Annotated in this window: 10 protein-coding genes; 5 read left to right on the forward strand and 5 right to left on the reverse strand. The window is 57.9% G+C overall.

Annotated elements, in window-relative coordinates; all coding sequences use genetic code 11:
- Positions 1-332: 332 nt before the first annotated feature.
- Positions 333-962, forward strand: coding sequence for a response regulator (locus tag RTX30_RS02170; RefSeq protein WP_312686813.1), 630 nt, complete (start codon positions 333-335; stop codon positions 960-962).
- Here the strand turns inward: RTX30_RS02170 and RTX30_RS02175 are convergent.
- From RTX30_RS02175 to RTX30_RS02195, 5 genes are read right to left on the reverse strand one after another with little or no spacing between them, the layout of a single operon-like run.
- The gene (locus RTX30_RS02175) at positions 959-6,511 is read right to left on the reverse strand and encodes an AAA family ATPase (RefSeq protein WP_312686353.1); all 5,553 of its coding nucleotides are present in this window, start codon (positions 6,509-6,511) and stop codon (positions 959-961) included. The two genes, RTX30_RS02170 and RTX30_RS02175, sit on opposite strands and share 4 nt — an antisense overlap.
- A complete protein-coding gene (locus tag RTX30_RS02180) occupies positions 6,508-6,894 on the reverse strand; it encodes a response regulator (protein ID WP_312686355.1) in 387 nt (128 codons plus the stop codon). The genes RTX30_RS02175 and RTX30_RS02180 overlap by 4 nt, the downstream gene beginning before the upstream one ends.
- A 26-nt stretch (positions 6,895-6,920) precedes the next feature.
- Complete coding sequence (locus RTX30_RS02185; RefSeq protein WP_312686357.1) at positions 6,921-7,178, reverse strand: DUF1427 family protein; 258 nt, start codon at positions 7,176-7,178, stop codon at positions 6,921-6,923.
- A 4-nt stretch (positions 7,179-7,182) separates the two neighbouring features.
- Positions 7,183-7,353 (reverse strand): DUF1427 family protein, encoded by a 171-nt coding sequence (locus RTX30_RS02190; RefSeq protein WP_312686359.1) that lies wholly within the window; start codon positions 7,351-7,353, stop codon positions 7,183-7,185.
- 58 nt (positions 7,354-7,411) lie between these two features.
- Complete coding sequence (locus RTX30_RS02195; RefSeq protein ID WP_312686360.1) at positions 7,412-8,098, reverse strand: hydrolase; 687 nt, start codon at positions 8,096-8,098, stop codon at positions 7,412-7,414.
- Between the two features lie 234 nt (positions 8,099-8,332).
- On the opposite strand from RTX30_RS02195, the gene RTX30_RS02200 reads away from it, so the two are divergent.
- From RTX30_RS02200 to RTX30_RS02215, 4 genes are read left to right on the forward strand one after another with little or no spacing between them, the layout of a single operon-like run.
- Entirely contained in the window at positions 8,333-10,207 is a 1,875-nt protein-coding gene (locus tag RTX30_RS02200) for an amidohydrolase (RefSeq protein WP_312686362.1), read from the forward strand.
- 4 nt (positions 10,208-10,211) lie between these two features.
- Positions 10,212-10,631 (forward strand): DoxX family protein, encoded by a 420-nt coding sequence (locus RTX30_RS02205; protein WP_312686364.1) that lies wholly within the window; start codon positions 10,212-10,214, stop codon positions 10,629-10,631.
- Positions 10,628-12,304, forward strand: coding sequence for an MFS transporter (locus tag RTX30_RS02210; RefSeq protein WP_312686366.1), 1,677 nt, complete (start codon positions 10,628-10,630; stop codon positions 12,302-12,304). Before RTX30_RS02205 ends, RTX30_RS02210 begins: the two co-directional genes overlap by 4 nt.
- Complete coding sequence (locus tag RTX30_RS02215; RefSeq protein ID WP_312686367.1) at positions 12,301-13,122, forward strand: alpha/beta hydrolase; 822 nt, start codon at positions 12,301-12,303, stop codon at positions 13,120-13,122. Before RTX30_RS02210 ends, RTX30_RS02215 begins: the two co-directional genes overlap by 4 nt.
- Positions 13,123-13,168: the final 46 nt, after the last annotated feature.

A 13,168-nucleotide genomic window follows, 5' to 3' on the forward strand; every position in this document is an offset into this window, starting at 1 on the left:
CAACCATACCGTTTTGTTTTGCAATTGTTCTGAATTTTTTTAGGGGATATTGTCAACCAGCATGCTCTTTCAATGGTTTACAATATAACAACTATGAAATTTCTGGTTAAAATATACGCAACATTTGGTTTTTTAACGCAAATTCCATATGAAAGTTAAGCCGTGTCAAAAATGCGTAACCGGCATCGGGCACGTTAGTGGCAATTTGATGAAAATCACACAGTTAATGTGGAAATCGAGGACGTTTCTTCCTATTAATTTTTATGTTATCAGTATTATCCGCATATCTGACGGGGGCGTGCACGCTACCCCGACCTACTCCGAGGCTGATGATGGAACCTATCGTATATGTTGTCGATGATGATAACGCCGTCAGACAATCCATTGTCCGGTTGCTGGAATCTGAAGGTTACCCGTCCGTTGATTTCCCCAATGCCGATGCGTTTCTTTCGCACCCGCAGGCCTCTGTTCCGTCGGCACCCTCCTGTTTGATCCTCGACCTTAATATGCCGGGCATAGACGGCTTTGATGTCACCGGCGTGCTGAAAGATCGCGGGCGCACCCTGCCGATCATTTTTCTTACTGGTTATGGCACCATTCCGTTGACTGTCCGGGCCATGAAAGCAGGCGCACGGGAGTTTTTGACCAAACCGGTGGAGCCGGAGCTTTTACTGGCGGCGGTGGCGGATGCGCTCACTGTCGCAGCGGAAGAGTTTGTGCAGCAGCAGGAACACTTTGCGCTCCGGCAGCGCCACCAGTCGCTGACACCCCGCGAACAGGAAGTGTTTGAACTGGCGATTAATGGTCTGCTGAACAAGCAAATTGCCGCCGAGCTCGGTGTGAGCGAAATCACCGTCAAAGTACATCGCCGCCGGGTAATGGACAAAATGCAGGCCCGCTCGCTGGCCGATTTGGTGCACGCTGCGGGAACACTGCAAATTAGCCGCTCCCGCAGTCGTTAAACGCCCGCAACGGGCAAATCAAAGGCAAACACACTCCCGAAAGGCTCTCTGGCCTGCGCCGTGAGCCTGCCTTTATGCCGCTCAATGATCGCATGACTGATTGTCAGCCCCATTCCCATACCCTGGGCTTTGGTGGTATAGAACGACTCGAACAGCCGCGCCTGGACTTCTGCATCCAGGCCGCTACCGGTATCAGCAATCTGGCAGCTTACCCTTTCTGCCTGTGGGTTCAGGGTGGAAAGGGTCAGGACACGCGGGCGTGAATCCACCTCGGCCATCGCTTCCACCGCGTTCATCACCAAATTGAGTAACACCTGCTGGATCTGCACGCTGTCACCGTGAACCACGCTATTGTGCGCATGGAGTTGATACTCCACGGTGACGTTCCGGCGCTCCAGTTCGCTGCGGGAGAGGGTCAGAATATGCCGCAGCAGGAAGTGCAAATCGACCGCTTCAAACACCGGGGGCTGCCTGCGCGTCAGCGACTGCAGGCTGCGGATCACCTCGCCTGCCCGTTGCCCTTCGCTGATGATTTCTGTCAGCCCGGCACGCACATTTTCAAGGGGCAGCGGCTCGCGATTAAGCCAGCGCAGGCTGGCACCGGCATTGGCGACGATCGACATCAGCGGCTGGTTGATCTCATGGGCGATGGATGAAGTCAACTGCCCGACCGTTGTTGCCCGTGATACCCGGGCCAGTTCGGCCTGCGCCACGCGAACCGCATCTTCGCTCTGCCGCTGGGCGGTAATATCGGTAATGGTGCCGAAATACTCATCCACCTCCTGGCCAACGCGTACGGGATCGCCAATGCCGAGCAGATAGCGGCATTCGCCATCGGTACGGATAATGCGAAACTCGTCCTGCATCGTCAGTCCATCCGCCACACTGCGGGTGATCACCTCACTGATACGGGCGTGATCATCCGGGTGCACAAACGTCAGGAACTCCGCCATCGAAATCAGTTTCTGTTGCTCCGGCAGGCCGAGAATGCGCGCATACTCCTCCGAGACATGCATCAAATCCTGCTCCATTTCCCAACGCCAGGTGCCGGTATGGCTGATCTGCTCGCCAAGCATCAGCGATGTCTGACTGGCGCGTAGCTCCTTTTCTACCCGTCGGCGCTGGATGTTCTCCTCCAGCAGTTCCGCATACAGCCGTGCGGTTTCCAGCGAGACGGCGGCATGTGCTCCCAGCAGGTTCACCACGCGAGAATGCTCCGCTGTAAACACCTCGGGCATCAGACGGTTTTCCAGATAGAGCACCCCCACCAGCCGCGCCTGCTTAAACATGGGCACGCACATTACCGCCGCGCCGGATGTCAGCAAATAAGGATCCTGGCTAAAAGGGCTGTACTCTTCCGGCCTGCCGGTGCGGATCTCCTGCCCGGTGCGGATCACCGCCGCCAGTACAGACAACGGCAGATCGGTTGCCATCGGCATCTCTTTCATGACCCGCACCCGCACACCTTCATTGCTGGTGTGCGCGCTGGCTTCGATTTCCGGGGTATTGTCATCAAGAACGCGGATTAGCAGCCCACGCTGTGCCCCCGCCCGCTCCAGTAACATGGTCATCAGAATATGGATCAGCCGCGCCAGGTTAATCTCTTCTGACAATGCCCGCGACGCTTTAATAATGCTTTGCAGATCGCGGATCTCTTCATTTTGCGCAAAAGCGATGGTGTCGTAGGGCGTGCTTTCCGCAGGGGTAAACAAATGCGGATGTTCCTGCTCAAGCTGGCGTACTTTCGCCTGCGCACCGGCGCGTCCCCAGGCGGCTATTGCCCCGCGAAAATGGGCATCCGCCGCGGTATGGTAACCGCAGGCCAGCGCAAACCGCCCCGCCAGCTCATGAGACAGCGCATTGCTGGGGTTAAAGCCACCCTCGCGTGAGAGCTTAATCGCCTTCTCGTACTGTGCCAGGGCAATGCTGTTCATGCCATCGAGGCGCACAATTTCTGCGTACACCAGCGCCTCTTTATCACTGAAGGTACCGGGGTTTACCCGTGCCCAGTGGGCAATTTTGTTGTAATGCGTGTTCAGCCTCTGGCGGTGCCCGGCAGAGAACGTATCTGGTGTCAGTTGCATGGCGATCGACAGCGCACTGTAGAGATGATAATCAAGCAGATTGATATGGCCGGGCGCGGACCAGGCATGTTTGCCGGATTCAAGCAGGCAGTGTTCGGCGCGGGTATATTCTCCGGCAAAAAAATGCGCCATGCCGCGATACAGCCAGTACCAGAACAACATGGTGGCGGGCGGCGTGGCGGGCAGCAGCGTCTCTGGCAGGACCGATTCACCGCTGAAGATGTCCGATGGCTGGCGCAGGAACTCAACGAAGTGACGTTGTAACAGAAGCACCGTGTCCATGTCCTGATATCGGGTCTGGCGCACAAATGTCAGCCCGCGTTCAATCAGGGTCAGCACACTGTCAAGATGATCTCCCCGGCTGAGGCTGTTGATCACCTGGCGAAATGCGGCAAAACAGGCAATGGTCAGATCACCATGTGCGACGGCGGCGGTGAAACAATTTTTCGCATACTCAACACTGCGTGACAGCGGTTGCACCCAGACGCTGATCCTGCCGAGCGGCATCAGTGTTTTGGCGGCATAGTCGTGCAAACCGTGTCGCGCCACCAACTCCTGTGCCAGCGTGCCGTACTGAAAACCCAGCTCGTACTCGCCGTAACGCTCGCCGATCAGCACGCCAAACCAGGCCAGCGCAGAGGTAGACGCACCTGTCAGCCCCCGCTCCAGCGTCAGCTGCAGCATCTGGCAGATCAGCAAAAAGTGCAGTCTCGGGCAGATAAAACTGGCATAAAGCGCGGCACTGGCCAGCAAATTCATTAACGCACCGGTTTCACGGTGGTTCATACACGGCAACGTGATAAACGGATTGATAGGGTGGTCGCCCAGTAATGCCTGGATGTGCTGCCTGGCGTCATCGCACTCTTCGCGCTCCGGCCAGCGATTGAGATGAATACCGAAGACAGACAACCAGCAGAGCGTCGTCTCCAGCGCCAGTTGATAATGAGACTGACGGATATGTACTTCTGCCAGCAAATTCGCCGCCAGCGCCTTTTCGGTTAAGCCTCCGGGCGAGGCCAGCAGCGTCTCACACAGACTTCGGGCTGTCGCGAGATGCCCGAGCAAGAATTCGCACTCTGCCTGTTGCAGTTCCAGCACAAAAAGCGGATCGCCATCGTTGCGTAGCTGACGTGCTGTCTGAAGATAGGACAGCGCGGAACGGTAATCGCCGGTATGTTTGGCGCGCCGAGCCGCGTCCTGACTCAGCTCGCTGAACATGCGCCGTTGTTCTGGCGTCTGAATGCAGTCCTTCGCTGCCGTGACATGGTGAATGGCGCGGAACAGCACTTCATTGCCTGCTGCCTGCCGGGCAGAACCGGCCAGCAGGCAGGCGGTGGTAAGGTGTAACTGGCTGCGCTCAGCGGGTTCCAGCAGTGCGACGGCGGCTTGCTGAATGCGTTCATGAGGAAAAGCATAATCTTCTGCGTTCAGCGTGATCAGTTGGACCGCCACCGCCGGGTGCAGGTTCAGGCGGATCGCCGCCGGAGACAGACCGGAAACCTCGCTTATCAGCGCCAGCCCGCCGGTATTGCCCAGGCAGGCGAGCGTACCGAGTAGCGCTCGCGTTTGTGACGGCATAGACGGCAGTTGCTGCAGCACCAGGCTTATTACGTTCTCGCTGTAATGCCGGGCGCGAATGGCCGGCAAATCGTACTGCCATTTCCCCTGATAGTGGTTGTGGCTGACCAGCCCGTCTTCGACGATGCGCTTGAAGAATTGATGGACAAACAGCGGGTTACCGCCGGTTTTTTCGTGGATCAGTTTTGCCAGATCGCCAATCGTCGCAGGCCGTGTCTGAAAGATCGCTGCCAGCCAGCGAGAGACGGCTTTCGTCGATAACGGCTGCGGCAGGCACTCTACCGTGTGGCGGGCCGCTTCGCGCAGGCGGGTTAACGCGGCCGCAAACTTCTCATCCTGCAGTGAGGGCAAATCGCGGTGGGAAACCACCAGTAACAGCGGCAGTCCACTGCTGTACCGCAGCAGGTATTCCAGTAACTGCATACTGGCGTCATCAAGCCAGTGCAGATTATCAATGAATAGCACCAGCGGGCAGCCAGGCGTGGCAAAGACGTTGACCAGGCACAGCACCATATGGTTGAAGCGTGCACGGGCATCCAGCGAAAAGGTGTCAACAAACAGTGCGGGCTGGCTGTCGATCAGCAGTCCCAGTTCCGGTGCGAGGCCGACGGCCAGATTCTCGTACCCTGCCAGCGCGCTGCTCAGGCGTGATTTCCAGCGCGCCACCTCTTCTGCCGGTAAGCCCAGCAGGTGTAGCGCCAGGGAGCGGAACGCCGCGCTCAGCACCCCCAACGGAACCACCTGCGAAGACTGCTCGACCTTGCCCAGTGCAATCAGTGTGGATCGCTGTTGAAACACTTTCAGCGCCGAGGCCATCAGCGATGACTTGCCAATCCCTGATGGCCCACTCAGTGTCACCAGCATTGGCCTGCCGCTTTGATTGACCTCTTCCAGCGCGGCGACCAGTTCGCTGGCCTGTGGATGGGCGCGGTAGAGTGTATCGGCAAAATGCAGTGCTACCGGGCGATCCTGCAAACCCGGGGTAAAATCAACGAGCGTGCCTTCTGGCGTCAGTGTGGCCTGGCAACGACGCAGATCGGCAATCAGTCCGTCGATACTCTGGTAACGTTTTTCCGGCGATTTAGCCAACAGCTTCAGTACGATGGCTGACAACATCGGCGGCACCTCTTTCCGTACCGCATGCGGCGGCGATGGCTCCGAAGCGATATGGTGCAACGTCCACTCTGCCTGCCCGCCTTCACGGAGATCGAACGGCAGAACGCCTGTCAGCAATTCATAAAAGACAATACCGAGGCTATAGAGATCGCTGCGGCTGTCTACCGCACGGTGTGTGCGGGTGGTGTGCTCAGGCGACATATACGCCAGCGTGCCGCCGGATAATGGCAGCCAGGTCTGCGCCAGCTCGCCAGCGGTGCTGGATGACAAACCAAAGCCCCCGAGCCGGCAGTGCGTGTCACCAGGAAAGATATTGCCCGGTTTAATGTCGCCGTGGATCAGATTCTGTTGATGCATCTGGCGCAGTGGCGCGCAAATGTGAATGGCCAGATCAAGCCAACTGGCAATACAGGCCATCGGCTGAGCGGTAATGCGGGTCAGCGGCTGAAAAGGAAAGGCAGGATAAACCAGCGCGTAACGCCCATGATACTGCGTGCTGGCGACGGGCTTTACCGCCCAGGTGCTGTCCAGATGTGGGCGCAGCGCGTACTCGTTTTTAAGCAGCTGGCTGGCGCGGGGTTCCGTATCGTCGCTGACGGCGGTCGCCAGAATATACGCATCGCGCGTCCAGGGATGGCGTACATTCATCCAGACAATGCACCCTTCCTGTGCCAGCGGCGTATAGCTGGCATCTGCCTGTAGCGTAACCGGCTGCCCCTCCTCACCTTCGCCGGAAAGAGGCCACAACGGATGCTGCTCAGTTCCGCTCATGGCTTTTCCTCACGCTGCGTCAGTACGCGCTCAATATGGGCAAGCAGGATCTCAATGTCGAGAGGTTTGCGTAAAAAAGCAACGGCGCCAGGTTTCCCCGCGTACCGTTGCCAGGTTTCATCATCGTGGCCAGAGATAAAGATCACCGGCGGCGGTGAGGGTCGGTGTTGCAGCGCGTCAAACAATGCCGCGCCACTCATCCCTTTGAGTTTGATGTCCGCAATGATCAGCACCGCTTCCTGTTGTGCCAGACCGTCATTGAGAAAGGCCTCGGCAGAGTCAAACGTCAGCGTGGCGTAGCCATCGGATTGCAGCAGGTTGCTTAATCCGCTGCGCACGGACGGTTCATCATCAACAATGGCAATACGCCGTGAAAGCGTCATTCGTTATCCTCTGGCGGCAGGAAGCGCTAGTGCGGCGGCGTGTCTGAGCGTTCAGGTTGCGGCGCACCGCTGATTTTCGGTACACACTCATGGCGAAACCACGCCAGCGTGAGCGGCTGGCGGGCAAGCAACCTGCGGAGCGCCGGAACGAGTTGTTCCCCCAGCAGCATGCCAAGCAGCCCCAGCAGCGCAATCCCCGGCGGCGCAGGAGAGTGAACACCCAGTAAAGCATAAATCCCCCCTGCCAGAACACCGACAAGGAGTGAGACAATCCAGGATTTCATAGGGTTACCCTGCACTGGCGTGGCTGAGGAGTGTGGCGACAAGTTGCTCACCGAGCACCATACCGAGCAGGCCAACCAGTGCAATGGCGGGCGGCGCGGGCGAGCGTACCTTCAGCAGCGCGTAAACCACGCCAATCAGCACGCCTGCAGCGAGGGAAATCAGTCCAGTGTGCATGGTCTTCTCCTGCCATTAAATGAAAGAAGCCGACCGGCAGTACCGATCGGCTGGCGGGTTAACGTGCCGGAACGGGTGCCAGCGTCCGATGCCCTGCTTTGGCGCGGGCAGGCGCTTTGTGCACCATGGTATAGGCGTAATCCACTCCCATTCCGTAAGCGCCGGAATGCTCTTTGACAATGTTCATTACCGCATCGTAGGTGTCGCGGTGCGCCCAGTCACGCTGCCATTCCAGCATTACCTGTTGCCAGGTTACCGGGATCACGCCCGCCTGGATCATGCGCTGCATGGCATAGTCATGAGCCTCTTTTGAGGTGCCGCCGGATGCATCCGCGACCATGTAAATTTCGTAATCGCCTTCCAGCATGGCGCAGAGTGCAAAGCTGTTGTTGCACACTTCTGTCCACAGGCCGGAAACCACGACTTTGCGCTTACCGTTCGCCGCCAGCGCATCGCGTACTTTCTGATCGTCCCAGGAGTTCATTGACGTGCGTTCCAGAATATCCTGCTCGGGGAACACATCCAGCAGCTCTGGATAGGTGTTGCCGGAGAAGCTTTCGGTTTCCACTGTCGTAATGATTGTCGGAATAGAGAAAACCCTGGCGGCTTTTGCCAGCGCGACGGTGTTGTTTTTCAGCACCTGACGGTCAATAGACTGGACGCCAAATGCCATTTGCGGCTGATGATCGATAAAAATCAGCTGACAGTTAGCCGGGGTCAGGACTTCAAGCTTCGAGGTTGTCATATCAGTACCCATAGAGGTTAAAGTGAAGATCGCTACGTTCAGACAGCAAACGACGGGTCATCGCTATCGTTGGCTGCATCGTAGGAAACCCCCGGCGGCAAAACTATTATCTGATGGTATAACTATCCTTTCGTATACCTATACTTTGGTACAACTATCCGGCGCTTTGCGACACTCGCCATAATCACTCCAGAAGCTTACCCGGCCATTGCGGGCCGCCAGACTGGAGGAATTATGGATTCGCTCACACACGCAGAACTGATATTACTTAACGGCCAGTTTCACACCGTCGACCGGGAAAACCCCCTTGCGGATGCGGTTGCCATTCGCGATGGCAAGTTTGTTAAAGTGGGGAGCGCCGCCGAGGCGATGGCGTATCAGGGCGAGCGGACGAAAATTGTTGACCTGCAAGGCCATACCGCCATCCCGGGTCTTAACGACTCTCACCTCCACCTGATCCGGGGTGGTCTGAATTACAACCTCGAACTGCGCTGGGAAGGCGTGCCCTCGCTGGCCGATGCGCTGCGTATGCTTAAAGAGCAGGCGCTGCGCACCCCGTCACCACAATGGGTACGTGTGGTAGGTGGCTGGACGGAGTTTCAGTTTGCCGAGCGCCGCATGCCTACTCTCGACGAAATCAATGATGCCGCACCGGATACCCCGGTCTTCATCCTGCATTTGTACGATCGCGCCCTGCTCAACCGTGCCGCATTGAAAGCCGTTGGCTATACCCGCGATACGCCAAACCCGCCCGGTGGTGAAATCCAGCGTGACAGCAACGGTAACCCGACCGGTATGTTGATCGCCCGACCGAATGCCATGATCCTGTATGCCACACTGGCCAAAGGCCCCAAACTCCCGCTGGAGCAGCAGGTTAACTCAACCCGCCAGTTTATGCGCGAGCTGAACCGCCTTGGGCTGACCAGCGCGATCGATGCGGGCGGCGGCTTCCAGAACTACCCGGAAGATTACGAAGTGATTGCGGAACTTCACGGCAAAAAACAGATGACTATCCGCATTGCTTATAACCTGTTTACCCAACGCCCCGGTCATGAACTGGAAGACTTTGAAAAATGGACCGATATGCTGACGCCGGGTCAGGGTAGCGACTTCTTCCGCCACAATGGCGCAGGGGAAATGCTGGTTTTCTCCGCAGCGGATTTCGAAGATTTTCTGGAGCCGCGTCCGGACCTGGCACCCGGCATGGAAGCGGAGCTGGAGCGTGTGGTGCGCCATCTGGTGGAGCACCGCTGGCCATTTCGTCTCCATGCGACCTATAACGAGTCCATCAGCCGGATGCTGGATGTGTTTGAGAAGGTCAACCGCGACATCCCGTTTAATGGTCTGCACTGGTTCTTCGACCATGCGGAGACGATTACCGAAGCCAATATTGACCGTGTGAAAGCCCTTGGCGGCGGCATTGCAGTTCAACACCGTATGGCCTTCCAGGGGGAGTATTTCGCGGAACGCTACGGCCAGCAGGCGACCCAACAGACACCGCCAGTAGCACGTATGCTGGAAGCCGGATTGCCCGTCGGTCTCGGAACGGATGCCACCCGAGTCGCCAGCTATAACCCGTGGACGGCGCTCTACTGGCTGGTTTCTGGCCGCACCGTGGGCGGCATGCAGATGTATGATCACCGGGCCCGGCTTGATCGCGACACCGCCCTGCTGTTGTGGACGCAAGGCAGCGCCTGGTTCTCCAGCGAACAAGGGAAAAAAGGCCAGATCAAAGCGGGGCAACTGGCGGACCTGGCGGTACTGAGCAAAGACTACTTCCGTGTGCCGGAAGAGGAAATCAAAGGCATTGAGTCTGTGCTGACCGTGGTAAACGGCGACATCGTCTATGCCGCAGGCGCGTTCGGTCCGCTGGCACCGCCTGCCATACCGGTGCTGCCCGATTGGTCGCCAGTGGTCACCGTTCCGGGGCATTATCGCAGCGCCCCCCCGCAGGCTGCGCGTGTTGGTCAAGCGGCAGGCGTTCACCACTGTTCCGGGCCATGTGGGGTACACGTTCATCAGCACGACATTGCCCGCGGTTCTGCAATGCCTGTCTCAGACGAGAACGCGTTCTGGGGTGCTCTTGGCTGTAGCTGCTTTGCGTTCTGACATCATGAAAACATCAACTTCCCCTTTTGCGCCCCGTATCGACGCGGGGCTGTTTTTTCTACGCCTGAGCGGCAGTCTGTTGTTGCTGTATGTGCACGGCCTGCCGAAAGTGCTGCACTTCAGCACCGAGCTTATGCGTATTGAAGATCCCTTTGGACTGGGGCCGTGGATGAGTCTGCTACCCGCGATCCTGGCCGAAGTGATCTGCCCACTGTTTATTCTCCTCGGGATCGGGACGCGGCTGGCTTGCCTGCCCATCATCGGGGTGTTGCTGGTTGCCATGCTGGTGGTGCATGCCGACTGGTCGATAGCTGACGGCCAATTCGGCTGGCTGCTCTTGATCATCTTCACCACCCTGGCGTTAACCGGAGCGGGCCGCTGGCGCGTAAGCCTGCCCGCAAAAGCGAAAGGAGCGATGGCATGACACAGCAAAATGAACTGCATGCAGCCGTGACAGTGTCACCTGAGCACGGCGATACACCATCAGCTTCGGCCTGGCAACCACTGCAACAACGCGTTTTTCGTATGCTGTGGACAGCAACGGTGGTTTCCAATATCGGCTCATGGATGAGCGATATCGGTGTCAACTGGACCATGCTCTCCCTGAGCGCCGATCCGCTGGCTGTGGCCCTGGTTCAGGCGGCCAGTAGCCTGCCGATGTTCCTGTTTGTGCTGCCCGCGGGCGTACTGGCAGACATTGTCGAGCGGCGCAAGATCCTGCTGTTTTCGCAAATCTGGACTTTCTGCGCGGCGGCCGGTCTGGCGCTCCTTTCGTTTACCGGCCATGTGACGCCTGAGGTATTGCTGACGGCCACTTTTCTGCTCAGCACAGGGGCGGCGCTCAGCTCCCCGGCTTTTCAGGCAATCGTGCCGGATCTGGTGGATAAACAGCAGCTCAGCCCGGCCATCGCCCTCAATTCGCTGGGCATTAATATCAGCCGCGCCATTGGCCCGGCGCTCGGCGGGTTGTTGCTTTCATTTGCCGGCCCGTGGATGGTCTTTCTGCTTAATGCCCTGTCGGTGCTGGGCGTGGGTTATGTACTGCACCGCTGGCGGCCTCCCGCCACGCTCCAGCGCCTGCCGCCAGAGCACTTTTTTACCGCGATCCGCGGCGGGCTACGCTATGTGCATGCCGCACCGGTGCTGCGTAACGTACTGGCGCGTACCGTGGCGTTCTTTCTGTTCGGCAGTGCCGGCTGGGCGATGTTGCCGCTGGTGGCGCGGCGTGAACTGGGCCTCGGGCCTGGCGGCTACGGGATCATGCTGGCCTGCATCGGGCTGGGCGCGATTTGCGGCGCGGTGATGCTGCCGAAACTGCGCAAGCGGCTGAATGCCGACCAGATGATGGTGGCCGCCAGTCTGCTGTTTGCTGTGACCATGCTGGCGCTGGCATTTATTCGCCACTTCTGGTTACTCAATCTGTTTGAATTTTTTACCGGTTTTGCCTGGATTGCGGTGTTGTCGACCCTGAACGTTGGCGCGCAGCGTAGCGCGGCTCGCTGGGTGAAAGCCCGTGCACTGGCCGTCTACCTGACGGTGTTCTTCGGCTCGATGACCGTCGGCAGTGCGGTGTGGGGAAAACTGGCATCAGCCTACGGGATTTCATGGTCGCTTTGTGCGGCGACGCTGGGCATGGTGCTGGGGGCTGCTACAGTTTTACGTTGGCGGCTGGAAAAAGATGCCGCGCTGAATCTCGATATTGTCGGCCCGCCGGAAGGCATCACCGAGTTTGCCATTGCCCATGAGCGCGGACCGGTGCTGGTGACCTGTGAATATCAGGTCAGGCCGCAGGATGCGCAACCGTTTATGCAGGCCGTACTGGAGATGCGCCGTGTACGCCGCCGTACGGGGGCAATGGGTTGGGCAGTGTACGAAGATATCCGCCAGCCGGGGGTGTTTGTTGAAACCTGGCTGATGGGATCATGGATTGAGCATTTACGCCAGCATGAGCGTCACACGGTTAATGACCGGTTAATCCAGACGCGAGTGCTGGCGTTCCACCAGGGCGAGCAGCCGCCGGCGATCCGGTATCTGATAGCGCCTGGTGTTGAGTCCGTTTATGGCAATAACCCACTACACAATGAGGTAAACAGATGAGCACGATTAAAACGCAGGATGGTACTCAGATTTATTACAAAGATTGGGGTGCGGGTAAACCGGTACTTTTCAGCCATGGCTGGCCGCTGGATGGCGATATGTGGGACAGTCAGCTGAATTTTCTGGCTGAGCGCGGCTACCGCGCTATTGCCTTTGACCGCCGTGGTTTTGGTCGTTCTGACCAGCCGTGGAACGGTTATGATTACGATACGTTTGCCTCTGACATCAACGATCTTATTACCGCGCTGGATTTGCAGGAGGTCACGCTGGTGGGCTTCTCTATGGGCGGCGGCGATGTCACCCGCTATATCGGTCGCTATGGCAGCGCGCGCGTTGCGGGCCTGGTGCTGCTGGGTGCGGTGACCCCCATTTTTGGCAAAACGGCTGATCATCCACAGGGTGTCGATCAGAGTGTGTTCGAGGGCATTAAAGCCGGGCTGCTTAAAGATCGCGCGCAGTTTATCAGTGATTTCGCCACGCCATTTTACGGCCTCAATGCCGGGCAGACAGTCTCTGAGGGCGTGCTGACGCAAACGCTAAACATTGCCCTGCTGGCGTCGCTGAAAGGTACGCTGGATTGTGTCACTGCTTTTGCCGAAACCGACTTCCGCCAGGATGTGGCAAAAGTGGATGTACCGACGCTGGTCATTCATGGCAGTAACGATCAGGTGGTGCCGTTTGAAGCGACTGGCAAATTGTCGGCAGAGCTGATTAAAGGCGCAGAGTTGAAAGTGTATGACAATGGCCCGCACGGCTTTGCAGTGACCCATCAGGATCAGCTCAACAACGATCTGCTGGCGTTCCTGCAAAAACGCTGATTTGCCATCAGAGGGAAATGAACCGGGCGACAGACGCCCGGTTTTT

The organism is Kosakonia sp., assembly GCF_032052965.1.
Taxonomy (GTDB): Bacteria; Pseudomonadota; Gammaproteobacteria; order Enterobacterales; family Enterobacteriaceae; genus Kosakonia.